Source organism: Mucilaginibacter sp., assembly GCF_028288185.1.
In the GTDB taxonomy this organism is placed as follows: Bacteria; Bacteroidota; Bacteroidia; order Sphingobacteriales; family Sphingobacteriaceae; genus Mucilaginibacter.
In genome coordinates this window covers 246,498-269,966 of sequence record NZ_JAQBOF010000004.1, presented here as the reverse complement: position 1 = coordinate 269,966, position 23,469 = coordinate 246,498, and the positions used below count along the sequence as shown (strand labels likewise).

The 23,469-nt window shown below is 41.2% G+C and carries 28 protein-coding genes; 19 read left to right on the top strand and 9 right to left on the bottom strand.

All coding sequences use genetic code 11. The features are described 5' to 3' along the window. Nucleotides 1-69: 69 nt before the first annotated feature. The 6 genes from JWQ34_RS02110 (at nucleotide 70) to lepB (ending at nucleotide 4,019) form a co-directional block, all read left to right on the top strand. The gene (locus tag JWQ34_RS02110; protein WP_299353215.1) at nucleotides 70-795 is read left to right on the top strand and encodes a YebC/PmpR family DNA-binding transcriptional regulator; all 726 of its coding nucleotides are present in this window, start codon (nucleotides 70-72) and stop codon (nucleotides 793-795) included. An 89-nt stretch (nucleotides 796-884) separates the two neighbouring features. Beyond that, nucleotides 885-1,103, top strand: coding sequence for a DUF2442 domain-containing protein (locus JWQ34_RS02105; protein ID WP_299353212.1), 219 nt, complete (start codon nucleotides 885-887; stop codon nucleotides 1,101-1,103). A gap of 80 nt (nucleotides 1,104-1,183) precedes the next feature. Continuing rightward, nucleotides 1,184-1,825 carry a hypothetical protein gene (locus JWQ34_RS02100; RefSeq protein ID WP_299353209.1) on the top strand — a complete coding sequence of 214 codons (642 nt, stop codon included), beginning with the start codon at nucleotides 1,184-1,186 and terminating at the stop codon, nucleotides 1,823-1,825. A gap of 59 nt (nucleotides 1,826-1,884) precedes the next feature. Beyond that, nucleotides 1,885-2,061, top strand: coding sequence for a hypothetical protein (locus JWQ34_RS02095; RefSeq protein ID WP_299353207.1), 177 nt, complete (start codon nucleotides 1,885-1,887; stop codon nucleotides 2,059-2,061). A gap of 46 nt (nucleotides 2,062-2,107) precedes the next feature. Then, nucleotides 2,108-2,854 (top strand): AAA family ATPase, encoded by a 747-nt coding sequence (locus JWQ34_RS02090; protein WP_299353204.1) that lies wholly within the window; start codon nucleotides 2,108-2,110, stop codon nucleotides 2,852-2,854. A gap of 61 nt (nucleotides 2,855-2,915) precedes the next feature. Continuing rightward, nucleotides 2,916-4,019 carry a signal peptidase I gene (gene lepB, locus JWQ34_RS02085; RefSeq protein ID WP_299353201.1) on the top strand — a complete coding sequence of 368 codons (1,104 nt, stop codon included), beginning with the start codon at nucleotides 2,916-2,918 and terminating at the stop codon, nucleotides 4,017-4,019. 50 nt (nucleotides 4,020-4,069) lie between these two features. Here lepB and JWQ34_RS02080 read toward each other — a convergent pair whose 3' ends face one another. Further along, on the bottom strand, nucleotides 4,070-5,617 hold the full coding sequence (locus tag JWQ34_RS02080; RefSeq protein ID WP_299353198.1) for a M20/M25/M40 family metallo-hydrolase: 1,548 nt from the start codon (nucleotides 5,615-5,617) through the stop codon (nucleotides 4,070-4,072). A gap of 188 nt (nucleotides 5,618-5,805) precedes the next feature. On the opposite strand from JWQ34_RS02080, the gene JWQ34_RS02075 reads away from it, so the two are divergent. The 3 genes from JWQ34_RS02075 to JWQ34_RS02065 are packed head-to-tail and all read left to right on the top strand — an operon-like array spanning nucleotide 5,806 to nucleotide 6,827. Then, nucleotides 5,806-6,012 (top strand): hypothetical protein, encoded by a 207-nt coding sequence (locus JWQ34_RS02075; protein WP_299353196.1) that lies wholly within the window; start codon nucleotides 5,806-5,808, stop codon nucleotides 6,010-6,012. 1 nt (nucleotide 6,013) lies between these two features. Beyond that, on the top strand, nucleotides 6,014-6,472 hold the full coding sequence (locus JWQ34_RS02070; RefSeq protein ID WP_299353193.1) for a DUF6036 family nucleotidyltransferase: 459 nt from the start codon (nucleotides 6,014-6,016) through the stop codon (nucleotides 6,470-6,472). A 1-nt stretch (nucleotide 6,473) separates the two neighbouring features. Next, nucleotides 6,474-6,827, top strand: a complete 354-nt coding sequence (locus tag JWQ34_RS02065; RefSeq protein ID WP_299353190.1) for a VOC family protein — start codon at nucleotides 6,474-6,476, stop codon at nucleotides 6,825-6,827. On the opposite strand, the gene JWQ34_RS02060 is transcribed toward JWQ34_RS02065, so the two are convergent. The 3 genes from JWQ34_RS02060 to JWQ34_RS02050 all read right to left on the bottom strand — a co-directional run bounded on the left by JWQ34_RS02060 (nucleotide 6,824) and on the right by JWQ34_RS02050 (nucleotide 10,076). Next, entirely contained in the window at nucleotides 6,824-7,516 is a 693-nt protein-coding gene (locus JWQ34_RS02060) for a response regulator transcription factor (protein ID WP_299353188.1), read from the bottom strand. The genes JWQ34_RS02065 and JWQ34_RS02060 overlap by 4 nt on opposite strands. 63 nt (nucleotides 7,517-7,579) lie before the next feature. After that, the gene (locus JWQ34_RS02055) at nucleotides 7,580-9,379 is read right to left on the bottom strand and encodes a HAMP domain-containing sensor histidine kinase (RefSeq protein WP_299353185.1); all 1,800 of its coding nucleotides are present in this window, start codon (nucleotides 9,377-9,379) and stop codon (nucleotides 7,580-7,582) included. Nucleotides 9,380-9,710: 331 nt separating this feature from the next. After that, the gene (locus tag JWQ34_RS02050) at nucleotides 9,711-10,076 is read right to left on the bottom strand and encodes a DUF3127 domain-containing protein (protein WP_299353182.1); all 366 of its coding nucleotides are present in this window, start codon (nucleotides 10,074-10,076) and stop codon (nucleotides 9,711-9,713) included. 208 nt (nucleotides 10,077-10,284) lie between these two features. Between JWQ34_RS02050 and JWQ34_RS02045 the strand changes: the two genes are divergently transcribed. From JWQ34_RS02045 to JWQ34_RS02000, 10 genes are all read left to right on the top strand, one after another. Beyond that, entirely contained in the window at nucleotides 10,285-11,460 is a 1,176-nt protein-coding gene (locus JWQ34_RS02045) for a class I SAM-dependent RNA methyltransferase (RefSeq protein WP_299353179.1), read from the top strand. Nucleotides 11,461-11,537: 77 nt separating this feature from the next. Then, on the top strand, nucleotides 11,538-12,035 hold the full coding sequence (locus JWQ34_RS02040) for a hypothetical protein (protein ID WP_299353176.1): 498 nt from the start codon (nucleotides 11,538-11,540) through the stop codon (nucleotides 12,033-12,035). Nucleotides 12,036-12,119: 84 nt separating this feature from the next. Next, nucleotides 12,120-12,386 carry a helix-turn-helix transcriptional regulator gene (locus JWQ34_RS02035; protein WP_299353173.1) on the top strand — a complete coding sequence of 89 codons (267 nt, stop codon included), beginning with the start codon at nucleotides 12,120-12,122 and terminating at the stop codon, nucleotides 12,384-12,386. A gap of 33 nt (nucleotides 12,387-12,419) precedes the next feature. Next, entirely contained in the window at nucleotides 12,420-13,064 is a 645-nt protein-coding gene (locus JWQ34_RS02030; protein ID WP_299353170.1) for an HD domain-containing protein, read from the top strand. Nucleotides 13,065-13,135: 71 nt separating this feature from the next. Continuing rightward, nucleotides 13,136-14,443: a carbohydrate porin gene (locus JWQ34_RS02025; RefSeq protein WP_299353167.1), complete on the top strand. Its 1,308-nt coding sequence runs from the start codon at nucleotides 13,136-13,138 to the stop codon at nucleotides 14,441-14,443. 65 nt (nucleotides 14,444-14,508) lie between these two features. Further along, nucleotides 14,509-15,042: a YceI family protein gene (locus JWQ34_RS02020; protein WP_299353164.1), complete on the top strand. Its 534-nt coding sequence runs from the start codon at nucleotides 14,509-14,511 to the stop codon at nucleotides 15,040-15,042. Between the two features lie 564 nt (nucleotides 15,043-15,606). Further along, a complete protein-coding gene (locus JWQ34_RS02015) occupies nucleotides 15,607-16,671 on the top strand; it encodes an ATP-binding protein (protein WP_299353161.1) in 1,065 nt (354 codons plus the stop codon). A 47-nt stretch (nucleotides 16,672-16,718) separates the two neighbouring features. After that, nucleotides 16,719-17,369, top strand: a complete 651-nt coding sequence (locus JWQ34_RS02010; protein WP_299353159.1) for a DUF47 domain-containing protein — start codon at nucleotides 16,719-16,721, stop codon at nucleotides 17,367-17,369. A gap of 19 nt (nucleotides 17,370-17,388) precedes the next feature. After that, entirely contained in the window at nucleotides 17,389-18,402 is a 1,014-nt protein-coding gene (locus JWQ34_RS02005) for an inorganic phosphate transporter (RefSeq protein ID WP_299353157.1), read from the top strand. A 30-nt stretch (nucleotides 18,403-18,432) separates the two neighbouring features. After that, nucleotides 18,433-19,131 (top strand): DUF4197 domain-containing protein, encoded by a 699-nt coding sequence (locus tag JWQ34_RS02000; RefSeq protein ID WP_299353155.1) that lies wholly within the window; start codon nucleotides 18,433-18,435, stop codon nucleotides 19,129-19,131. Between the two features lie 2 nt (nucleotides 19,132-19,133). Here the strand turns inward: JWQ34_RS02000 and JWQ34_RS01995 are convergent, their stop codons facing one another. The 5 genes from JWQ34_RS01995 to JWQ34_RS01975 form a co-directional block, all read right to left on the bottom strand. Next, on the bottom strand, nucleotides 19,134-19,706 hold the full coding sequence (locus JWQ34_RS01995; RefSeq protein ID WP_299353153.1) for a pentapeptide repeat-containing protein: 573 nt from the start codon (nucleotides 19,704-19,706) through the stop codon (nucleotides 19,134-19,136). Nucleotides 19,707-19,715: 9 nt separating this feature from the next. Continuing rightward, complete coding sequence (gene trpC, locus JWQ34_RS01990) at nucleotides 19,716-20,540, bottom strand: indole-3-glycerol phosphate synthase TrpC (protein ID WP_299353151.1); 825 nt, start codon at nucleotides 20,538-20,540, stop codon at nucleotides 19,716-19,718. A gap of 32 nt (nucleotides 20,541-20,572) precedes the next feature. After that, on the bottom strand, nucleotides 20,573-21,220 hold the full coding sequence (locus JWQ34_RS01985; RefSeq protein WP_299353148.1) for an aminodeoxychorismate/anthranilate synthase component II: 648 nt from the start codon (nucleotides 21,218-21,220) through the stop codon (nucleotides 20,573-20,575). Between the two features lie 43 nt (nucleotides 21,221-21,263). Beyond that, nucleotides 21,264-22,673 (bottom strand): anthranilate synthase component I family protein, encoded by a 1,410-nt coding sequence (locus JWQ34_RS01980; protein ID WP_299353145.1) that lies wholly within the window; start codon nucleotides 22,671-22,673, stop codon nucleotides 21,264-21,266. Between the two features lie 224 nt (nucleotides 22,674-22,897). Then, nucleotides 22,898-23,335 (bottom strand): cytochrome B, encoded by a 438-nt coding sequence (locus tag JWQ34_RS01975; protein ID WP_299353142.1) that lies wholly within the window; start codon nucleotides 23,333-23,335, stop codon nucleotides 22,898-22,900. Between the last annotated feature and the right edge of the window lie 134 nt (nucleotides 23,336-23,469).

The window sequence follows — 23,469 nt, the reverse complement described above, 5'->3', positions numbered from 1 at the left end:
AAGAAACCTCTTATCTTTAACCCCACATTCTATGGACTATCGACCATGGACTATTGACTAAATATTACAATGGGAAGAGCATTCGAATTCCGTAAAGAAAGAAAATTTAAGCGTTGGGCCAAAATGGCCGTACAGTTTACCCGTTTGGGTAAAGAGATAGTGATGGCTGTTAAAGCCGGTGGCGGCGATGTGAATACCAACTCGCGTTTACGTACCGCGGTACAAAACTCGAAGGCGGTTAATATGCCTAAAGATCGCGTTGAGGCTGCTATTAAAAGAGCGACCAGTCGTGATGAAAAAGATTACGAAGAACTGGTTTACGAAGGCTATGCCGCCCACGGTGTTGCCATACTAGTTGAAACCGCTACCGATAACATTAACCGTACCGTAGCTAACGTACGCAGTTATTTTACCAAATACAATGGCGCGCTGGGTAAAACCGGGTCGCTTGATTTTATATTTACACGTAAATCTGTTTTTACGTTTGTACCCGGCGACCGCGACCTGGAAGAACTGGAGTTTGAACTGATAGATGCCGGTTTAGAGGACCTTTTTGTTGAGGCTGATGAAGAAGGAAATGATATAGCTGTACTACATACCGCTTTTGAAGATTTTGGCAAAATGCAAAAAACTTTAGAGGAGATGGGTATTGAAGTACGATCGGCAAAATTGGAGCGTGTAGGGCAATCATTTAAAGATGTAACCGAAGAACAGGCTGTTGATGTATTAAAGCTGATTGACCGTTTAGAGGAAGATGATGACGTGCAAGCGGTTTATCATAATATGGCGGAGTAAAGCCCCACCCAACCCTCCCCGGTAGGGAGGGTTTTTAAAAACATAAATTAAAAAGTCTCCCCTACCGGGGGAGATTTAGAGGGGGCCACATGCCACTACTATACTCACGTAAGCAGGAAAAAAAAGTTAAAGTTATCTTTAACAATGGACTGCTTTTTGTTGAAAAGGAAGATGGCAAACAACAGGCTTTTCCGTTAGAATGGTTCCCAAAATTATTGAACGCTACTGACGAAGAGCGCGAGGATTGGGTACAAACGGATAAGGGCATACATTTTAATAAATTGGACATTGATATTGCTACGCAATAGAGTCAGGAAGTAAGAATCAAGAACCAAGACCTGTTTTTCTTGACTCTTGATTCTTACTTCTTGACTCTTAAATTAAAAACATGACTTTCGAAGAGTTTTTTAAAAAGAAGCGGATTGACCTGGCAGCCTTACAACAAGGCGAGCCGGCGCTATTTTCTGAATTTAAATTGCACTACGAGCAAATGGGCGAGAAAAGCTTTGACCATACTAAGAAGTATTGGTTCAATAAAGTCAGGCGGCAGTATAACCTGCCACCCGAGGTTAAAACCGAAAAACCAAAAATAGAAAACCAACTGGCCGAACAAACGGTAAACGAAGAATTAAGCGAAATGGCTGCGCCATCGCCAAAGGTTGGCTTTACACCCCGGTTTAAAGCCCCCGCTCCGCCCAAACCTGCCGAAGATACGCCGGAAGAAAAGAAGGAAGAAGCACCACCGGCTACTCCGCCTAAAGTTGGGTTTACACCAAGATTTAAAGCAGGGGTTACTAAACCTGTTGAAGTCCCATCCGAAGAAAAGAAAGCAGAAGAAGCTCCTGTTGAAGATAAACCTAAAGTTGGTTTTACGCCGAGGTTTAAAGCGGGCATTACTAAACCTGCTGAAACTCCATCCGAAGAAAAAAACGAAGAAGCACCTATTGAGGACAAACCTAAAATTGGTTTCATCCCGAGATTTAAAGCCGGAGTTACTAAACCTGCGCCACCAACACCGCCCGAAGAATAGGTTTACGCTGTAACAATTTTTCTGTTTGCGTATCAAATTTTATATCAAAACCTAACGGTATGAATTGGAAGTTCAATTTCAAAAAAAACACTACTGCTGTAAAGCCTAAATCTAAAGCCCGCGAGTGGCTTGATGCTATCGGTTACGCGGTGCTCTTTAGCCCGAAATTTAGAGTGGCCCCGAAATTTAAACCAGGAATTACAAAACCCGCGTCACCAACGCCTACCGAAGAATAAATTTGTTTATTCTGGCCGAACGTTTATCTTGTATCACTTTTAAAAAATGATCTCGAAGGGCCAACTAATAGATGTTTATTTCAATAAAACCGTTGCCGATCCCAACGCTTACCCATTCTCGTTACCATTTTTTAAAGAGAGGGATGGTTTTAAAATCCACCCAAAGGTCACTTATTTTGTTGGCGAGAACGGCACCGGGAAATCGACACTATTAGAAGCTATCGCCATAGCATCCGGATTTAATCCGGAGGGCGGCTCGTTTAATTTCAATTTTAATACCAGGGAAACTCATTCTGTTTTGCACAGGTATTTACGTACTTCAAGAGGCACCAATCGGCATAGCGATGGCTATTTTTTACGGAGCGAAAGCTTTTTTAATGTTGCTACAGAAATAGATAACCTCGATGCCGAACCCGGCCCGAGCCCTTCTTTATTGAAGGCATACGGCGGCAAGTCGTTACATGAGCAATCACACGGCGAGGCTTTTTGGTCATTATTCATGAACCGTTTCAAAGGTAATGGCTTTTATGTTTTGGATGAGCCCGAAGCTGCATTATCACCTACCCGACAAATGGCCATGTTAGTGCGAATGGACGAGCTCATAAAAGACGATTCGCAGTTTATTATCGCCTCGCATTCGCCCATACTTATTGCATACCCCGACTCGCTGATCTACGAGTTTAGCGATATAGGGGTGACAGTTCGCACATACGACCAAACCAATATTTTTCAAACCTATGCTAACTTTATTAAGGATCCAGCAAGGATGGTGGACCATTTGTTAAGAACTTAATTATTTTACCTTGTAACAATTTCTTGTTTTAGCTATCTAAGTTTTGAAAAAACTTAAGTTCATGAATTGGAAGTTCAATTTTAAAAAAGACCCTAAAGCGGTAAAGGTTAAAAAATCTAAAACCCGCGAGTGGGTTGATGCTATAGTTTTCGCGGTAATAGTTTCTACTGTGGTAAAGGGCTTATTGTTTTCGGCTTATGCTATTCCATCCGGATCAATGGAAGGCACGCAGCTAACCGGCGATTACCTGTTTGTAAGCAAAATAAGCTACGGCCCGCGTATAGCTAATACCCCTTTAGCCATACCGTTTACCGAGCCAACCCTATACGGCGTTAAAACCTATTGGGATATATTGCAACTGCCTTATTTAAGACTACCCGGTTTTACCAAAATAAAGAACCGCGATATTGTTGTTTTTAACAAACCTGATGAAGCAGGCCCCGTATATAATCTACCTGTTGATGAGCGCACCTGCTTAATTAAACGCTGCCAGGCTATCCCCGGCGATGTATTGAGTATTGTTAATGCGCAAGTTTATATTAATGGCAAACCCGCGCCAAATGCGCCAAAGCAGCAAACATCGTATGATGTGGTAACTAATGGGGTGACTATTAATCCAGATATTTTGCAGGAACAACGTATCACTATACAAAACCAACCATCAGCAAATACTTATGAAATGGTGATGTCAAAGTCGGCAGCGGAGATGCTTAGAACGCTTTCTAATGTAAAAAGCGTTACCCCGGTAATTGCCACGGCGGGTATGTATGATGCCGAGATATTTCCGCATAACCCAAAGTTTAAATGGAACCTGGATAACTTTGGCCCGATAAGGCTACCTAAAAAGGGCTGGACAACCCCATTGAACGATTCTACGCTTACTTTATACCGCCGCGCGATAGAAGTGTATGAAAACAACAAAGTGACCGTAAACGGCAAAGACATACTAATAAACGGCAAGAAAGCCGATACCTACACCTTTAAAATGGATTACTACTGGATGATGGGCGATAACCGCCATGACTCTTTAGACTCGCGCTTTTGGGGATATGTGCCAGAGGACCATGTGATAGGCAAAGCTGTACTTACCTGGTTCAGTACAGATTCAACCCAGAATATATTTAACCGGGTTAGGTGGAACAGGGTGTTGAGGCCGATAAACTAATTAATAAATCAGGCAAAAAGAAAGGCTCCATTTTAGTGGAGCCTTTTACATTAATTTTTCGGTGCGGCGGGTAACGCCTTGCGTGGTATCATCTCATCGCGTTGCGATGTATTGTACACAAAAGATGCTGTAATTACAGCCGCTTGTTTCAAATCAGCCTCGCTTAATTTATCGTAGGTATCCTGGTTACTGTGGTGGGTACGGGTACCATAATCCATTGTATCCTGTATAAACTGGAAGCCAGGAATACCAACCGCATCAAATGATAAGTGATCTGTACCACCGGTATTATTTATGGTGATGGCGCTTGCACCCATATCTTTAAACGGCGTTAACCATTGCTGAAATATTGACCCTGCTGCTTGGTTGCCTTGTAAATACACACCGCGTATTTTACCGGTACCATTATCTAAATTATAATAGGCCGATACTTTTGCCTGCTCAGTTTTAAGCTCCATGGTTTTAGGATCGCCGAAATGATTTAGCACGTAAAAGCGCGAACCAAACAGACCCTGCTCTTCCGAACTCCATAAAACAATACGTATGGTGCGGCGCGGTTTAAAACCTACTCGTTTTAAAATACGCATAACCTCCAGCATTACCGCGCTGCCAGCGGCATTATCGGTAGCGCCGGTTGCTGCATGCCATGAATCAAGGTGACCGCCGATGATAACCAATTGATCTTTTAATTTCGGATCTGTACCGGGTATCTCGCCAACTACATCATATCCTTGAAGGTCCTTGTCAAAAAATTCGGTTTTAATATCAGCATCCATCTGTACTTTAACTCCGGCTTTGGTTAAACGTAAAATACGCTGATAATCCTCGCCACTGGTTTCCAGCTCGGGGGCAACAGCTTTAGCAGTATCCGCGTATGATGCGCCATTAGTGGTAAATACGGTACCGTCGGTACCACGTGCCTGGCTCAGCACCAACGCAACACCTTCGCTTACATAAAACTTGCTTACAGCACTCCGTAAGGCAAGCATCGCTACTAATGATCCTCTGCCCAATCCTGCACCACGGCGTGGCGTAGTTTGATCTGTAGGGGTTGCATTAGCCATTGCTGTTAATGCAGAATCTGTAACACGGCTCGCATCAGCTTTAAAGGTGCTTTCTATATTACCTTTAACATCCATCATTACAATTTTGCCTTTTAAAGTGCCTTTGTATTTGGCAAGATCAGATACGCTGTCTGCTTTAATAACTACAACATCGCCATGTATAGGGCCATTGGTGCCTGGTGTCCATGCTTTTGGTATAGCGATTATAGCATGGTAGTAAGGTACGGTTATAGCCGCATAATTTTTTTGAATTTCCCAGCCTTTACCAAATTTACCCCAGGCTTCGCGCTTGGCATTTACCATGCCCCAGGTTTTTAATGAGTTTACAGCCCAATCCTGCGCGCGTTTTAATCCCGGCGAACCGGCTAAGCGGGGGCCCGAAACATCTGTTAGATAGAAGGCGGTTTCCATTACTTTGGATCTATCCATTCCTTCATCCTTAATTCTGTCTAACATTTGCTGGTCGGTTTGGGCAAATGCCGACCCAATTGATGCCGCCAAAAGCAGGCAAGCGTAAAGTAATTTTCTTTTCATGATGTGAGTGAGTCAGTTAAGTATCAAATTTATCTATTTACAGCTGTAAAACAAATAGCTGTTTAGACAAAGTTGTGGGATGTATCAGCAATGTCACGGGGGGTAGGTGGGCCACTCTGGCCAGTTAACTAATTATGCCTATTGTTAGTAAAATTTAGATAATATGACGAAAGTAATTATATTTGAGTATGAGTTCATACCGATTAGATAGAACCGTATTTAAAGCCCAAACTGCTGATGAGGCAACTGCCAGCCAAGCCGCTTATTACAGGAGCTTAACTTGGCAGGAACGCTTGCGTATAGCTAACTATTTAAATAGCATTGCTTACAACTATCCCGAAAATGAGCCTCCACGTATGGATAAAACCGTTTTTAGTATGAGGTCGCGAAAATAAAATGGGGAATATCTTTAATGACGATTTCAGAGATTTTATTCATCAGTTTAACATCAACAATGTAAGATATATTTTGGTTGGCGGCTATTCTGTTATTCTTCATGGACATTCGCGTACAACCGGCGATATAGATATTTGGGTAGACAGGACAGCCGAAAACTATAGCAAAATAATACAGGCTTTTTTTGATTTCGGTATGCCGGTTTTTGACATGACGGAAGATGCTTTTTTGAATGATGAAAATTTAGATGTTTTCTCTTTTGGCAGACCGCCTACCTCAATTGATATTATGATAAAGGTAAAGGGGCTTGATTTTAATGAGTGTTTTGATAATTCTGTTTTTTTTGATGAGGATGGCTTACAGATCAGAACAATACATATTAACAATTTGATCAATGCGAAAAAAGCAGCGGGGCGTTCAAAAGACCTAAATGACCTTGAAAATTTAAAACCAGAATAACGTGCTACAATCAGCCGCACCCATATTAGCATCTTTAAACGCAGACGAAACTATAGCTTTCTACACAAACAAACTTGGCTTTACGCTCGATGCCAACTGGGACGGCTATATCATTTTTAGTCGCGATAACATTGGCATACACCTTTGGCCTTGCGACAATAAAGAGATAGCCGAAAATACGGCGTGTTATATTTATGTAACCGAAATTGAAAAACTTTATGCCGAGCTTGAGCCCCGCTGCATCATTCATACCAACGGCCTCTTAAAGGAAATGCCCTGGAACATGAAACAATTTAGCGTACTGGACAATAATGGCAACCTTATCAATTTCGGCCAACGGATTAGCGAGGACTAATTAACCAGCAGCTTATACCCTTTACCATGTACATTAATGATCTCGATAGACGAATCATCTTTTAGGTACTTGCGAATCTTGCTTAAAAAAACATCCATACTGCGGCCGTTAAAGTAATTATCATCATGCCATATATGCAGCAGGGCTTCTTCGCGGGTAAGTACTTCGTTCTTTTTTATGCAGAGCAGGCGTAACAATTCGGCCTCTTTGGTTGATAGCTTTTGCTGGTTGCCGTTTACAGTTATAATTTGCGTGGTATAATCAAAATCACTATTGCCTATCTCAAATTTTGATGGCTGCAATTCTTCTTTCTTTTCGGCACTATCGGTCCTTTTAAGCAAGGCGTTAATGCGTAGTAATAGTTCTTCTATCCTAAAAGGTTTGGTAATATAGTCATCGCCGCCCAGGGTAAAGGCTTCGGTTTTATCTTCGATCATGCCTTTCGCGGTTGCAAAAATTATAGGCACATGCGGATTTATCTTACGTACATCTTTGCCTAAAGTAAAACCATCCTTTTTAGGCATCATTACATCCAGTATTAACAGATCATAGCTTTGCTTGGTAAAAGCGTGTAGCCCCGCCTCGCCATCGGTACACAAAACCACATCAAACTTTCCTTTTAATTGCAGGTAATCCTGGAGTAACAGGCCCAGGTTAGGGTCATCTTCAACCAGTAATATTTTTTTCATAATAGGAAGTTAGGTTTATGTGGTAAAATGTTTTGTTATAACGGTCAATACGGCATTATAATATTATGCACCCTGAAATTTCAATTCAAACTCTGATCCCTTATCTTTTTCTGAACGTACATTAATGGTACCATTAAGCCTTTTCACTATCGTATTTACATAACTCAACCCCAAACCAAACCCTTTCACATTATGCACATTCCCTGTAGGGATACGATAAAACTGCTCAAATATTTTTGCCTGCTGATCGCGGCTCATGCCAATGCCCTTATCGGCCACTTTAATAATTACATGCCCGTTTTTATTAGAGCTGCTGATAGATATTTGCGGATTTTCTTCGCTGTATTTTATAGCGTTGTCTATCAGGTTATATAACACGTTCGAAAAATGCAGTTCATCGGCATTAATTACAGCATTCTCTGCATCCAGTTCCATCACTACATCAGCATTACATTTTTGCAGTTTAAGCGCCATGCTATCAACTACAATGCTTATCATTTCATTAACATCAAGCGGTTTTTTATCCAGCTTGAAATCGTTTTTGTCAATCCTGGCAATATTTAACACCCGCTCAATATGGCTGCCTAAACGCTCGTTTTCTTCGTAGATGATATTAGCTAATCGGGCTATGCGGCTCTTGTCGTTTACAATTTCACTATCCTTTAAGGCTTCGCTGGCTATCATGATGGTTGATACCGGAGTTTTAAACTCGTGGGTCATGTTGTTAATGAAATCGGTTTTCATTTCGGAGATCTTTTTTTGCCTGATGATGGAGAAAAGCGTATATCCAAAGCAAAGTACCAACACAAATAACAAACCGCCGGTAATAGCCAGATTAGCCGTCATCTTGCCTAATATCTCAGAGTTTTTTTGCGGGAACGCCAGGCGGATCAACCCCGGGTCATTCATCACCTCTTGTTTAAATATCTGGGTTTGATACGTATTGGCAGCTGTAAATGTAGGCTCGGCATCGGTTTTACCCATAGCGGTCGAATATATTACCGAATCGTTTTTAGCTTGCGATACTTCATAATCAAACGGTAAATAAATACCCTGATTACGCAATTCCATTCGCAATAAAGTGTCTACCCAACGCGGGTCGCTTATCCGTTTTTTTAACGGCTCGGCAGATCGTTGATATTCGTCAAATACATTTTGTATAACGTTGGCTTTGTTATTGGCTTGTAAACTCTGCAATGAATCTGCAGCAAGCATGTGTTTTACACGGTTAAGCTTGGCCTCTTTTTGCAAACGATCTTGCTCCTGTAGCCATAGCGGGTTGATCTCTCTTTTGACTATCAATTGTACACCAAACTGAGGATCGGCATAGGTTAAACGGTGTATAATATATTTTTCAGGCTTTTGGTGTGCTTTTTTTGCCGATACCGCTGGATCTTCGATTACCGGTATTAAACGGCCATAAGGCACGCCAAACTCATCTGTAAAAGTTTCCAGGTGTAGTTGGATATTGCTTTCCAATTCATCCAGTTTTTGGCGCATCAACATGCGTTTTAAACTATCGCGCAGCGAAGCCAGCTTGCGTTGGCGATGTGCCTGTTTGTTAACAGAGTCCTCGTTAAAGGTTTTACTGCTTCTTGTATTGTCTGATATTTCAATAACCGGCTTTTCGGTAGTAACCTTGGTGGGAGCATTAGTCCGTTGCGCTTTATCCATTAAGAAGTTATACGCGTCCTTCTTGCTTAGTTTAGCTACAACATTGTTTAAAGCCTCGTTAACCGAACGGTCAAAAAGTTTAGATTGCATGTTGTACGATTCGCTTAAAAAGTACAATTGCATAGCAACTACACCCAATAGTGCAAAACTCATTAAACCAATAATAATACGGATGCTGCTTTTTTTCAACGGGGTTATCCTTTATAACTAACAAAAATATTTTAAATAAGCCTATTAGCGTGGCTTTTAACAATTTTTAACATATGTGCGAATATCCGCGATTACTCACCCGATCATCGCTTCGCTTGATCACCCTCTCTTCCGCAAGCGGGAAAGAGGGTTGGACCTAATTTAGATTTGACAACTTTTAAATAGCCCTCTTTCCGCGCAGCGAAGAGAGGGTCGACCAGCGAAGCGTAGTCGGGGTGAGTCCTCGCCGACCAGCCAACCCTAAACAGTAAAACCCCGCCAAAGCGAGGTTTTACTGTTACTAAAGACTTGTGACAGGCCTTATGAGTTATTAAAATGGAAGATCGTCATCCTCCGGCGCCGAGCTGATATCAGCTGGAGCGGCGTAAGCCGGAGCCGCAGCAGCACTGCCTGCACCACTTAATACGTTTATCTTCCATAATTGCATAGAGTTAAAATAACTCTTTTTTCCGGTCTTGTCAGTCCACGGGCGGCCTCTTAGATTAAAGAAAACCTCAACATCATCGCCAACTTTTACATTGTCTAATAAGTTGCAGCGGTCTTGTATAGCTTCAAATTTCAAGTACTCCGGGTATTGTGGATTCTCTACATATTCAACTATAACTTCTCTTTTTTTCAGTGCCTCAGTAACCTGCGCAGTCGGGAACACTTCGTGTATCTTACCCTTAATTTCCATAATTTATAAAACTTAAAAATGTAAAGTTAACAGATATGTAATAAAATTGGTATGTACCTGCTTGCTAAATACAAACAAGTTTTCCACAATAAAAGCGCTGCGCTACACCACGGTGCAGGTGGTGTAGTTGATGGTGCAGCAATATTTGATAGCTGCGCTTAAAGCCATAACAATTGATGGTTGCTTTTTTATCCGTACTTTTGCGGCAATGTCAGTTTTCACCACCGAAAGTAAAATAATCATAACCTGCAACAAAAGGCTGTCGCCTTACCTGCAGCAGGAAGTAGAAGAATTAGGGTATACCCCAACACGCGTATTCCAAACCGGCGTTGAGCTGGTGGGCACCGTTACCGATACGATAGCTTTAAATTTAAACCTGCGCTGTGCCAGCCAGATACTATATTTAATAAAAGGCTTTACCGCCGCTGATCCGCAGGAGTTATATGATGGATTGGTACAAATTGAATGGGAAAACCTGATTGATTTTTCGGGTTATTTCTCGGTAACATCAAATGTTAATAATGAGCATATATTAACACCGTTGTTTGCCAACGTAAAGGTTAAAGATGCTATTGTTGATAGGATAAAATCAATAAAAGGCATACGCCCAAACTCTGGTGCCGAAGGCAATAAAACCGTAGTGCACTTGTACTGGCAGGATGATAGCGCCGAGATTTTCTTAGATACATCAGGCGAAACTTTAGCTAAACACAGCTACCGTAAAATACCGGGCAAAGCGCCTATGCTGGAGGCTTTGGCTACATCAACCATAATGGCTACCCATTGGGACAGGAACAGCACATTTATTAACCCTATGTGTGGTTCGGGCACGCTGGCTATTGAGGCGGCTTTATTAGCTACCGATAAACATCCGGGCTTGTTCCGCATGAATTATGGGTTTATGCATATAATGGGGTATGATGAGCAGGTATTCTTTGTTGAACGCCGTGCGTTAAAGGACAAATCGAAGAAAGATATCGGCTTTAAAATCATCGCTACTGATATATCACAGGACGCGGTTGACATCTCGCAAAAAAATGCTAAAACCGCAGGTGTAGACCATTTAATAGAATTTAGCGTTTGTGATTTTGAAGAAACCGAAGTACCGGAAGCTCCGGGTATTGTAATGTTTAATCCCGAATATGGCGAACGCCTGGGTATACATAGCAAGCTGGAAGCAACCTACAAACGCATTGGTGATTTCATGAAGAAAAAGTGCCTGGGTTATAATGGATACATTTTTACCGGCAACCCCGATTTGGCCAAAAAAATAGGCCTGCGCGCTTCAAGAAAAGTAGAATTTTATAATGGCAAACTGGACTGCCGCCTATTAGAGTACGAATTGTATGAAGGCAGCAAGCGCGAGCCAAAAGAAGATATATAACAACAATATCGACAACTTAATGTTTGAAGAATGAAGTTAGATTACTTCTATATTCAAAATTAGATATTAATTATTAAATGAAAAAAGTATTAATAGTAACCGTAGCATTATTTTTAGCTTTTAACTGTTTCGCGCAGGATCAATTGGCTTTCCCTTTCCAAGGAGGCAAAGAAGTAATGGCGAAGTTTTTTAAGGATAGCCTTATTGTTTCATCGCAACTGATATCGCAAAAAGCTACCGGCACCGCTGTTTTTAAATTTACTGCCGATGAAAAAGGCACCATCAGGAAAATAATTATTTATTATGCCGATGATATAAGGCTTACACAACCCATTATTGAAGCATTAAAAAAATCAAATCATAAGTGGGTAATACCTGATCATGAAAAATTTCATGATTTTATAATTCCTTTTAATATCAGTTTTAATGCGCCGGCTGTGCCTAATACGGCTTTACAAAAGGCTGTTTATAACTTTTCTACCCACCGCAAACCCGTAGTTACAACCGACCAGGTACCTTTGGATATGGCAACTTTATTGCCTACAGTTACTATAAATTACGATCTAACTCAATAAAAAAACAGTCTCTTTAATTTAAACGGAATTTAATAAATCCAAGCGCGTCTTAACTTCGTTAGTAGGACTACAACCCTACTAAACATGAGCAATAAAATTAATTTAAAAATTAAAGCCGTCGCGGCTGTCATCAGAAAAAAAAGAGGGCAAAAAAATTACACACAAGAATACCTGGCCTATAAGCTAAACATTTCTCAAAACGCGTACAGCAAAATCGAACTAGGTTACACTAAAATAACTGTCGAAAGGCTTTTCCAGATTGCCGAAGTTTTAGAAATAAGCGCCGGCGAATTATTGGATGTCGATAGCGATGAAGTTGGGTTGAAACTTTCGCATGCCGGGACAGACTGATAGAATTTTATATTTGCACCATAATTTGCAAATATGGATCACGAAGCTACCATCGCCCAAACAATACTTTTTGTACAAGATACCCTCAAGAATGCCGAAGGCGGCCATGACTGGTGGCATATACACCGGGTTTGGACCAACGCTAAACTAATAGCAAAAACAGAAGAGGCAGATTTACTTATTATTGAGCTTGCCGCTTTATTACATGACATTGCCGACAGTAAATTCCATAACGGCGATGAAGAAATTGGCCCGGCTACCGCCGGCACATACCTGCACAGCATAGGTATTGACGAAGATATTATACAACATGTACAAAATATCATCAGGTATATGTCTTTTAAATCGGGGTTTGATAAACCTGCATTTCACACCATCGAATTAGCTATAGTACAAGATGCCGACAGGTTGGATGCCATTGGTGCCATTGGTATTGCCCGTGCCTTTAATTACGGTGGTTTTAAAGGCCGTGAGATCTATAATCCCGAAATAAAGCCCGATCTGAATATGAGCAAAGAGGCTTATAAAAACTCGACAGCACCTACCATTAACCATTTTTACGAAAAACTATTGCTACTTAAAGATAAAATGAATACCCAAACCGGTAAGCAACTGGCACAACAACGCCACAATTTTATGGAAGATTATTTAAGGCAATTTTATATCGAGTGTAATTAATTCAATATTTTTAGATAAGTCTAAAAATATTATTAGTTTTGTCTAATATTAATTACGCCTACAAACAAATTATGAAAAGAAACATACCCCTACTGGTACTACTATCCACGGCAAACCTTGCCTTTGCGCAAGACACCCTGAAGAAAGAACGTTTTAACTTCCATTTCCAGCAAACTATAATAACGCAGTATAAACCTGCATTTAGCGCCAAATATACCGGCGACAATAGTTTACAAACAGGTACAGAAACAGAAAGCTCTATCACTACTACGTTTTATGGTGCTGCCCGTTTATGGAAAGGTGCCGAAGTGTTTTTTAATCCCGAAATGTCGGGCGGTGCAGGTATAAGTAAAACTTTGGGCGTGGCGGGTTTTCCTAATGGTGAAACATTTAGGGTAGGCAGCTCATCGCCGGCTATTTATATTGCCCGTTTATATTTCAGGCAGAATTTTGAATGGGGTAAAGATAAAGACACTATCGAAGCAGGCCCTAATCAATTAGCCGGGTTAAAAAGCAAACGCTATTTATCGTTCACAGCGGGCAAATTTGGCATGGCCGATTTTTTCGATGGTAATGAATTTAGCCATGACCCACGTTCGCAGTTTATGAACTGGGCGCTAATGGATAACGCCGCCTGGGATTATCCGGCAAACACCCGTGGTTATGCTTTAGGTTTTAATGCAGAATTGGGTCAGCCCGATTGGACATTGCGTTTTGCCTTCACGCTATCAACCACCGAAGCTAACGGATCTATATGGGACCAAAAGATAGGCAAAGCCAACACCCAATCCCTGGAGTTTGAAAAACGCTATAAATTAAATGGCAAACCCGGAACCATACGTATTTTAGGATTTATGAATAATGGCAAAATGGGGGATTACCAGCAGTCGTTAGCACTGAGCCCGGTTGCGCCAAATGTTGATACCACACAAGCCTATGGCCGCCATAAGTATGGCTTTGGCATAAGTGCCGACCAATATTTGACTAATGATTTTGGTGTATTTGCTAAACTAAGTTATAATGATGGCCATACCCAAACCTGGTATTTTACAGAGGTAGACCGCTCATTAAGTTTTGGCGCGCAACTAAAAGGCACTTCATGGAAACGTAAGAACGATGAACTGGCGCTGGCTTTTATCGGTAATGGCATATCGGCCCAGCATCGCAACTATTTAGCGGCAGGTGGCTATGGTTTTATTATTGGCGATGGCAAATTAAACTACAGCACAGAAATGATAGCCGAGCTTTATTACAAACTAAACGCCTATCAAAACAAACTCTTTATAACTCCCGATTACCAGTTTATAGTTAACCCGGCTTACAACAAAGATCGTGGCCCGGTGCAAGTTTTATCTATAAGGGCGCATGTCGAGTTTTAATACCCCGAATGTAAAAAAACCAACACATAATACTTTACCGTTAATAAACATCGTTACTTCGCAGTATGAAACGTATTGTTGCCCTAATTATACCCTTGCTAATTTTAGTCAATATTGCCACTGCGCAAAAAGTTGTTATTCTAAAAAACACCATTAAATTTCAATTAAAAAATCTGGGTATAAATACCGGCGGCACGATAAACGGCTTGCAGGCAACCATGGTTTTTAGTCCCGACAAATTAGACAGTAGCACCATAGAAGCCGCGCTTGATGTAAGCAGCATCAATACCGATAACGACCTGCGCGATAGCCATCTGCGCAGCGATGAGTTTTTTGATATGGCTAAATATCCAAAGATCATTATGAAATCTGTATCCTTTAAACATAAAAGCGGCGATAATTATATTGGGCAGTTTAACCTCACCATCAAGGATAAAACCAAAATATTTGATGTGCCCTTCACCTATACAACTATAGAAAATACTGCCACTTTTAAAGGCGGCCTCAAACTTAACCGACTTGATTTTAATGTAGGCGGTAAAAGCTTGGTAATGAGCAATGAGGTGTCGGTTAGTATCGAGGTGCAGATAGCGAGGTAATAGTTATTTCTTAGTACTATCAGTGTCGTGTCGCTCTTGGCCGCTGGGCCTAGTTACTTTTCCTTGATGAAAAGTAACCAAAAATCAAGTCATACGGGATGCTTCTTTGCCGCACTTGGCCTTTGCGCTGCAAATCAGTTAAAACCACGGTCTGCATAATTTTGCGCCATACCGCTCTTGGCCATTGCCCTGGCAAAAAGACGCTATCCCCTTCCCTCCGCATATCCCAACTTGTTTTACCTGCTTTCGCCCGAAGCTGCCCGTCTGACACTTTTCCGTTAGAACCAACATTCTATTATTAATGAGCAATGAAAAGAGGGCAAAGGCCTGTCAGCGCACGCGGCCGGGAGTATGGCCCGTGAAGTGGCAGCGATTGGGCTGACTTGATCTTTTGGTTACTTTTGTATCAAGACAAAAGTAATAGCCCTAGCGGCAATTGAGCGCTACGACGCGTTCTAATGAACATGCTATTAAAAATTAACGGCGTCTTGTACTATTTTAATTATTAACGTAACCTTAATATCACACCCAAAAAACCAACTATCAAAATCGTAACTTTACTTTATGAAATTACGTGTACTGGTTTTTATAAACGCGTTGGCTGTTGCTATTACCATATCAGCGGTAAACTATTATTTTCAGCACAAGTTTTATGATATGGCTATAACGTTTGTAGCTACCATTATAAGCAGCTTCCTGGTTTTTTATTACCTGATAGAGAAGTACGTTTACTCTAAGATCAAGCTGATCTATAAGCTCATCCACAACCTAAAACTGGGCCGCGATTTGCGCGATGCCCTTGGCGAACACATGAGTTCTGACCCTATAAACGATGTAGAACACGAAGTGCAAGAATGGGCAAAAGAAAAGAAAATAGAAATTGATGCCTTGCGCACCCAGGAAAAATTCAGGCGTGATTTTTTATCCAATATATCGCACGAGTTTAAGACCCCGTTGTTTGCCATACAGGGTTATATAGAGGCCCTGCAGGACGATGATTTTGACGATCGCGAAATGGCACGACAGTTTTTGGATAAAGCATCTAAAAACGTTGATCGACTAAGTTATCTGATCCAGGACCTGGACGAAATTTCTAAACTGGAGTCGGGCGAGTTGCCCATAAACTACACTAAATTTAAAATTAATGATCTGATAAAAGAGGTCGTAGAATCGTCAGACTTAAAAGCCAAACAGCACAATATTAAATTAATATTTAAACAAAAATATGATGAGCCTATTCAGGTTACTGCTGATCGTCAGAAAATAACACAAGTGCTGGTAAACCTTATTGACAACTCTTTTAAATACGGCAAAGAAGGCGGTAGTACCTGGATAACTTTATTCGACCTGCACGACCAGGTATTGATTGAAGTTACAGATGACGGAATGGGCATTGAAGAGAAGAATCTGCCAAGGTTGTTTGAGCGCTTTTTCCGTACAGATACCAGCCGTTCAAGGCAGATAGGCGGCTCGGGATTAGGGCTGGCAATAGTTAAACATATTGTAGAGGCGCACCAGCAAACTATTAACGTGCGCAGTACCGAAGGAGTAGGTTCAACATTTGGGTTTACGCTGCAAAAAGTGAAGCAAAATTTGCCGTTCGCGCACATACCAATTTTAAAAAGTTAACATTAAATTAACATAGCAAACTTACCTTTACCAAATAATCATTAAGTATGTCATTAAATAGCATCTTCCAGTATTTTGTCCCTAAGGATAAAAAGATATTTTTCCCATTGTTTGAGCAGGCATCAAATAATGTTGTTGCCATGGCTACCATTATGGTAGAGGTTGTTAATACTAATAACCCTGCAACCCGTGAAGAACTATTTAAACAAATTGACAAGTTAGAAAACAAAGGTGACGAGATTACCCACCAGGTTTACCTGGAGCTGGGCAAAAACTTTATTACCCCTTTTGATCGTGAAGATATCCATTCGTTAGCAAGTGCTATTGATGATGTTGCCGATTATATACAAGGCGCGGCAAACCGCATGAATCTTTACCGTATAGACGATTATAATGAGCATATACGCAAACTATCTGAACTGGTGTTACAATGCAGCATAGATCTGGAAAAAGCGGTTCGCGAATTAAAAGACCTTAAAAACGTACGCGCCATTGCCGATTCATGCATCCGCATAAACAGCGTAGAGAACCAGGCTGATTATGTGTTTGACCGTGGCGTTGCCGATCTTTTCCTGTATGAGAAAGATGCTATCCGCTTAATTAAATACAAAGAAATATATGCTGCTTTAGAGACGGCTACCGATATGTGCGAAGACGCGGCAGACGTTATGGAATCTATCTTAGTTAAAAACGCCTAATCAAACTATATATAAATAAATGGTTACTACCCTTTTAGTTTTTGTAGTTGCACTGGCGCTGATTTTTGATTACACTAATGGTTTTCATGACGCGGCAAACTCCATTGCCACTATTGTGTCAACTAAGGTGTTAACACCTTTCCAGGCGGTATTAATGGCCGCCGTATTTAATTTTGCCGCTTACTTTTTTATAAAAGATCATAAAGTAGCCAATACCGTTGCAAAAATTGTAAACGAAAACTTTATTACCCTGCATGTAATACTAGCCGGTTTAATTGCCGCCATTACCTGGAATTTAACCACCTGGTGGTTTGGTATTCCGTCAAGTTCATCGCACACGCTTATTGGCGGCTTTGCAGGTGCGGGCATAACCAATGCTTTATATATGGGCGCGCACGGGCTGGATGCGGTTAATATGAAGTATATATTGACTATCATAGCCTATATCGTATTAGCTCCTTTTATAGGTTTAATTATAGCGTACTTCATCACCATAATGATATTACACATTTGTAAACGGGCCAAACCGGCTGCTGCCGACAGGTGGTTCAAAAGATTACAATTAGTATCAGCAGCGGCTTTAAGTTTTGCACACGGCACCAATGATGCGCAAAAAGTTATGGGTATATTATATGTCGCTTTAATTGCTTCTAAAATTATCCCAAGCGGCGCGGCTATGCCAGAGTGGATCCCATTGGCATGTTATACAGCAATTTCATTAGGTACCATGTCCGGCGGTTGGAAGATCGTTAAAACAATGGGTTCAAAAATAACCAAGATAACCCCGCTTGAGGGTGTAGCTGCCGAAACAGCGGGCGCCATTACTTTATTTATAACAGAACGCTTAGCCATACCAGTATCAACCACACATACCATTACCGGTTCTATAATTGGCGTGGGTTTAACCAAACGTGTATCGGCAGTGCGTTGGGGGGTTACCATTAACCTTATTTGGGCCTGGATAATAACAATACCTGTTTCGGCATTAATAGCGGCATTGGTATTTACATTACTGCGTGTAACCGGCTATTAAAATCAACATGATTTTTTGTTAATTTGCAGCATGAAAAAATTCTTGCTATTACTCCCGTTATTGCTGGTTGGTGTAAGTTTATCCAACTTCGCTCAAAGTATTCCTTCTTCGCTTGAAATTGGTACTGCTTTAAAACAGGCGCTTGAACAAGGCACTATAAAAAGCGCAGATCAGCTTTCGGTAGTTAATGGCTTTTTCGGGAACGCGGCTGTTAAAATATTACTTCCACCCGAAGCTCAAAAGGCCGAAAAAACATTACGCAGCATGGGCATGGGCAAGGTTTGCGATGATGCCATCCTGTCGCTTAACCGTGCAGCCGAAGACGCCGTTGTACAAGCTAAACCCATATTTATTGGCGCTATCAAAAAAATGACCTTGCAGGATGTTACCAATATTTTATTAGGCCAGCCAGACGCAGCTACACAATACTTTAAGCTGGCTACTACCGCCGATCTTGCTGCTAAATTTCAGCCATCTATACAGGTTAGTTTAGATAAAGTTAATGCTACCCGGTACTACACAACTTTGGCAACTACTTATAACAGGATACCATTCGTCCGCAAGATCAATCCGGATATTGCCAACTATGCTACCCAAAAAGCTATCGAAGGTTTGTTTGTTGAAATTGCGGTACAGGAGTTGAGCATTCGCCAAAATATTGGTATGTCACGCACTACGCCGTTGCTAAAAAAGGTTTTCGCTTTCGCGGATAAGGCTATTAAGCATTAGGACTACACCACCTTAATATTATACTTTAACAAAAGCCCCTCCAAACCGCCAATATCAAAAATCGCGCGGTCCATGGTATTCAGTTCGGGGTCGATAATATAGTTTTGCGCGCTGGTAAAATTTACCGCGGTTAGGTTGGTATTGCTAAAAACAGCACCCGACAGGTCACTATCATCAAACACAGATCCATTAAGATTAGCCTCTGTAAAGGTTACTTCTTTTAATGATGATTTGATAAACAAGGTCTTAAACATCTTCTTGCTCATAAACGAAGAATAATCCAGCATGCAAGATTCAAACCGCACCTGGAACAGAAAATCCTCGCATAAGCTAAAATTCACGCCCAGCAATTTACACTTCTTAAACACCACATTGTTTACTGTCGACCGTCCCCAATTTATCATGGATAGGTTACAATCTTCAAAAACACAATCGATAAATTTACATAAGGCAAACTCACTGCCTGTGAGATCGCAGCTTTTAAAAATACAGTTATTGAACTCAGTATTACGGGTTACCTTTTGGGCGTAGGTTATGTCGTTAAAGGTTTTATCATCGTGTATTGGTGAGCTCATGTAAGTAGTTTATTTTAATCCCTCAACAAACTCACGCATAGCCAACCCGGGGTCAGCTTGCTTCATAAAATTCTCGCCTATTAAAAAGCCGTTAAAGCCGGCTTTCTTTAATCCTTTTATAGTTTCAGTATCGCTTATTGCGCTTTCGGATATTTTCATAAACTCGGCGGGGATATGTTCAGCCAATTGATATGATGTTTCAACTGATACCGTAAAATCGGCCAGGTTGCGGTTATTTACGCCAATGGCATCCAGGTTAGGATTAATGCTGCGCTGTAATTCTTCCAGGTTATGCACTTCCAACAGTACATTAAGGCCCAGGCTTTTTGCCAGCGATGCTAGTTTATCTATTTCTTTAGGCGTAAGTATAGCGGCTATCAGCAAAATAATATCGGCACCTAACGATTTTGCCTCGATCACCTGGAACTCATCAATCATAAAGTCCTTACGTAAAACAGGGATGATATTAGCCTGGCGGGCTTTGAACAAGTCCATTTTGGTGCCCATAAAAAAGTCAACATCTGTTAGTACAGACAATGCCGAGGCACCTGCCGCCGCGTAAGCGGTTGTAACGGCCTCAACACCGGCTTTATCATTAATAATACCTTTTGATGGCGAACGGCGTTTAAACTCGGCTATAATGCCCGTGCGTGCAGGGTCAAGCAAAAACTCCTTGAAAGAGTAGGTTGGCCTGTTAAACAATGCTGATGCTTCTAACTCTTTAGTGGTGGTATCTTTTTTTGCCAATTCTACCTCGGCTTTTTTATTAAGAACAATTTTATCAAGTATATTAAGCCCCCTAGCCCCCTTAAGGGAGAACGTTTGTTTGTTCATTATTATCGTTTATGTTTAATATGCAAAGCTAACTAATTTATTAATTGCCCCTCTCCAGCGGGCATAGGGGTTAACCAATTTTGCAGCATCTCTTTTCCATACTCGGTAAGGATAGATTCCGGGTGAAACTGTACGCCTCTTACATCGTATTGCTTATGGCGTATAGCCATGGCCGAGTTATCTACCTCATCAACCGCGGTTACGGTTAATACTTCGGGGATTGATTTTTCATCAACCACCCATGAATGATAACGACCTACTTTAAATTGGTGCGGCAACCCGGCAAAAAGCTTTTCGCTATCGTCAGTAACGGTTATTGGGGTAGCTATGCCATGCATGGGTTGTTTAAGATTATATAACTTGCCGCCAAATACTTCGGCAATGGCTTGCTGGCCAAGGCATACACCAAATATGCTTTTGGAAGGTGCATATTTAGCAATTACGTCCAGCAATAAACCAGCTTCTGACGGGATACCCGGACCGGGCGACAGAATGATCTTATCAAAAGCGTCAACATCATCAATGTTAAACTTGTCATTTCTCCAAACCTCGCATTGCAGGCCAATTTCATTTACAAGGTGTACCAGGTTGTACGTAAATGAATCGTAGTTATCAATAATTAAAATTTTACCCCCCGGCGCCCTAAAGGAGGAGGAAGAGTTTTCTTTATTAGGTTTCATATCACTTTATACTTTCTATTTATTCATTGTTCCCCTTTAGGGGCTATAACTCTTCTGCCAGTTCAATTGCTTTGCGCAGGGCGGCTATTTTATTATTTACTTCGTTCAGTTCACTCTCCGCAACCGAGCCGGCTACTATGCCTGCCCCCGCCTGGTAATGCAGCGTATTATTCTTGCTTAAAAATGAACGTATCATAATAGCATGGTTAAAATCGCCATTAAAGCCTAAGTAGCCTATGGCGCCGCTATAAAAGCTGCGCTTAATGTTTTCGTTAGCATCAATGATCTCCATGGCACGGTATTTTGGCGCGCCACTTAGCGTACCTGCCGGAAAGGTATCTGCCACCACTTTAAACGTTGGCACATCAGGCAACAGGTTACCGCCCACCATAGATACCAGGTGTATCAGGTGCGAATAGTACTGCACCTCTTTAAATGCCTTAACCTCTACATGCTCGCAATGACGGCTCAGGTCGTTACGGGCAAGGTCAACAAGCATTACATGTTCGGCAGATTCTTTGGGGTCGTTCTTTAAGTTTTGAGCAATAACCGCATCCTTTTCATCATCACCACTACGTTTAAAGGTGCCTGCTATTGGATAGATGGTAGCCTTACGATGTTTAATAGTGATCTGCGCCTCGGGCGATGACCCGAATATCCTGAAATCACCATAATCAAAATAAAACAAATAGGGCGATGGATTAATGGAGCGCAACGCACGGTATACATTAAACTCATCCCCGGTAAATTGTTTAGAGAACGCTCTTGACGGTACTATCTGGAAAACATCGCCCCGATAGATATGCTGCTTCATTTTCTCTACGATGGCAATAAAATCTTCGTTTGTTAGGTTTGACTGCTCATCGGCTTTGCTTTGGAAAGTGTACTCGGGGAAGTTTTTATTTTTTATTAGGTCCTGTATCTTATTGATACCGCCATTCTCGTCCTCACCTTCGGGTTGGTTATGGAATATATAAAGCTCGTTTTTAAAATGGTCTATAGCGATAATATAGCGGTAAATATTGTACTGCATTACCGGTATCTTACGGGTAGTATCATCGCTCTTTTTTAGGCGGATGGTCTCGAAATGCTCAACAGCCTCGTGAGTAAAGTAACCAAACAGGCCATTAGCCGTAATTTTTAGCGGGATATCGGTAGCCTCAAAACTATTCAGGAAATCGCTGATCTGGCTAATCAGTTCGAACTGGCCCTCGGCAAGGGTTTCTTCGGTGCCGTTAGGGTAACGTTTGTTTAGCTGGCCATCGTTTAAGGTAAGGCCGCCAATTGGGTCGCAGCAAACGTAGCTGGTACTGTTTTCGCGGCTATGGTAGTCAGAGCTTTCCAGCAGCAACGAATTTGGGAAAACATCGCGTAAGCGCAAGTATATGCTTACCGGCGTAGTAGTATCAGCAAGCAGTTTTTTATAAGTGGTATTAATTTTATATTTTTTCATTATGTTATTTTAAAAATAGTTGTAAAACAAAAAACCCAGCGAATGAGGTTCGCCGGGTTTTTGTATTAGGTTTACAATTGGTTAGTTTCCTATGGTCAAAAAGTCATCCGGCTGCCAAATTTAATTGGTGCCACCAGCTTTTTATATTAACGTTTTTGATCATTGTGGACGCAAATTTATAAAGAAAATTGAATTACCAAACTTTTTCTCAATTTTTTTTCAACTTATTTAAAGATAGATATTTTGCCAACAGCCAATGTGCCGATAATTATAAGCAGTCCAACCGTATAAAACAGCGCAATTGTTTTGTGCTTGCGCTCCGGTAATACCACCTTTTTGCTCTTGCTATGGCCTATGGTTATTAGTACTAAGGCTATTACCATCATTACCCAATGCTCCACCGTAAAATAACGGGTTACGGGGTCTTTCATAGTGGTGCTGTTAAACGCCACCAGCGGACTTAAAAAGTATAATACTATCCCTATCAGCAATTGCGTATGTGCCGATATCAGAGCGAACAAATTACTTAACCTGTTGCCGTTAGTATAGGGCCTTTTACCCAACCAGCCTAAAAATGCCATTAAAATGGTATAAATAAACAATACCAATACAATATATCTGAAACCCGAGTGCAGTTGCTGTACAAAACTATATGCGTTCATGATGTTAAAGTTTTTTGCTAAGATAAAGATTGGTTGTTAAAGATTGAAGATTAGTTATTAAAGATTAGGCTTAGCAAATTAATAAAGCGACCGGGCCAATCTTTAATCTTCAATCACTAATCTTTAACAACAAG

Excerpts from the sequence above, each read along its gene's own strand:
- JWQ34_RS02110 (WP_299353215.1), top strand. The coding sequence starts at position 70 with ATGGGAAGAGCATTCGAATTCCGTAAAGAAAGAAAATTTAAGCGTTGG.
- JWQ34_RS02105 (WP_299353212.1), top strand. The coding sequence starts at position 885 with ATGCCACTACTATACTCACGTAAGCAGGAAAAAAAAGTTAAAGTTATC.
- JWQ34_RS02100 (WP_299353209.1), top strand. The coding sequence starts at position 1,184 with ATGACTTTCGAAGAGTTTTTTAAAAAGAAGCGGATTGACCTGGCAGCC.
- JWQ34_RS02095 (WP_299353207.1), top strand. The coding sequence starts at position 1,885 with ATGAATTGGAAGTTCAATTTCAAAAAAAACACTACTGCTGTAAAGCCT.
- JWQ34_RS02090 (WP_299353204.1), top strand. The coding sequence starts at position 2,108 with ATGATCTCGAAGGGCCAACTAATAGATGTTTATTTCAATAAAACCGTT.
- lepB (WP_299353201.1), top strand. The coding sequence starts at position 2,916 with ATGAATTGGAAGTTCAATTTTAAAAAAGACCCTAAAGCGGTAAAGGTT.
- JWQ34_RS02080 (WP_299353198.1), bottom strand. The coding sequence starts at position 5,617 with ATGAAAAGAAAATTACTTTACGCTTGCCTGCTTTTGGCGGCATCAATT.
- JWQ34_RS02075 (WP_299353196.1), top strand. The coding sequence starts at position 5,806 with ATGAGTTCATACCGATTAGATAGAACCGTATTTAAAGCCCAAACTGCT.
- JWQ34_RS02070 (WP_299353193.1), top strand. The coding sequence starts at position 6,014 with ATGGGGAATATCTTTAATGACGATTTCAGAGATTTTATTCATCAGTTT.
- JWQ34_RS02060 (WP_299353188.1), bottom strand. The coding sequence starts at position 7,516 with ATGAAAAAAATATTACTGGTTGAAGATGACCCTAACCTGGGCCTGTTA.
- JWQ34_RS02050 (WP_299353182.1), bottom strand. The coding sequence starts at position 10,076 with ATGGAAATTAAGGGTAAGATACACGAAGTGTTCCCGACTGCGCAGGTT.
- JWQ34_RS02045 (WP_299353179.1), top strand. The coding sequence starts at position 10,285 with ATGTCAGTTTTCACCACCGAAAGTAAAATAATCATAACCTGCAACAAA.
- JWQ34_RS02040 (WP_299353176.1), top strand. The coding sequence starts at position 11,538 with ATGAAAAAAGTATTAATAGTAACCGTAGCATTATTTTTAGCTTTTAAC.
- JWQ34_RS02035 (WP_299353173.1), top strand. The coding sequence starts at position 12,120 with ATGAGCAATAAAATTAATTTAAAAATTAAAGCCGTCGCGGCTGTCATC.
- JWQ34_RS02030 (WP_299353170.1), top strand. The coding sequence starts at position 12,420 with ATGGATCACGAAGCTACCATCGCCCAAACAATACTTTTTGTACAAGAT.
- JWQ34_RS02025 (WP_299353167.1), top strand. The coding sequence starts at position 13,136 with ATGAAAAGAAACATACCCCTACTGGTACTACTATCCACGGCAAACCTT.
- JWQ34_RS02020 (WP_299353164.1), top strand. The coding sequence starts at position 14,509 with ATGAAACGTATTGTTGCCCTAATTATACCCTTGCTAATTTTAGTCAAT.
- JWQ34_RS02015 (WP_299353161.1), top strand. The coding sequence starts at position 15,607 with ATGAAATTACGTGTACTGGTTTTTATAAACGCGTTGGCTGTTGCTATT.
- JWQ34_RS02010 (WP_299353159.1), top strand. The coding sequence starts at position 16,719 with ATGTCATTAAATAGCATCTTCCAGTATTTTGTCCCTAAGGATAAAAAG.
- JWQ34_RS02005 (WP_299353157.1), top strand. The coding sequence starts at position 17,389 with ATGGTTACTACCCTTTTAGTTTTTGTAGTTGCACTGGCGCTGATTTTT.
- JWQ34_RS02000 (WP_299353155.1), top strand. The coding sequence starts at position 18,433 with ATGAAAAAATTCTTGCTATTACTCCCGTTATTGCTGGTTGGTGTAAGT.
- JWQ34_RS01995 (WP_299353153.1), bottom strand. The coding sequence starts at position 19,706 with ATGAGCTCACCAATACACGATGATAAAACCTTTAACGACATAACCTAC.
- trpC (WP_299353151.1), bottom strand. The coding sequence starts at position 20,540 with ATGAACAAACAAACGTTCTCCCTTAAGGGGGCTAGGGGGCTTAATATA.
- JWQ34_RS01985 (WP_299353148.1), bottom strand. The coding sequence starts at position 21,220 with ATGAAACCTAATAAAGAAAACTCTTCCTCCTCCTTTAGGGCGCCGGGG.
- JWQ34_RS01980 (WP_299353145.1), bottom strand. The coding sequence starts at position 22,673 with ATGAAAAAATATAAAATTAATACCACTTATAAAAAACTGCTTGCTGAT.
- JWQ34_RS01975 (WP_299353142.1), bottom strand. The coding sequence starts at position 23,335 with ATGAACGCATATAGTTTTGTACAGCAACTGCACTCGGGTTTCAGATAT.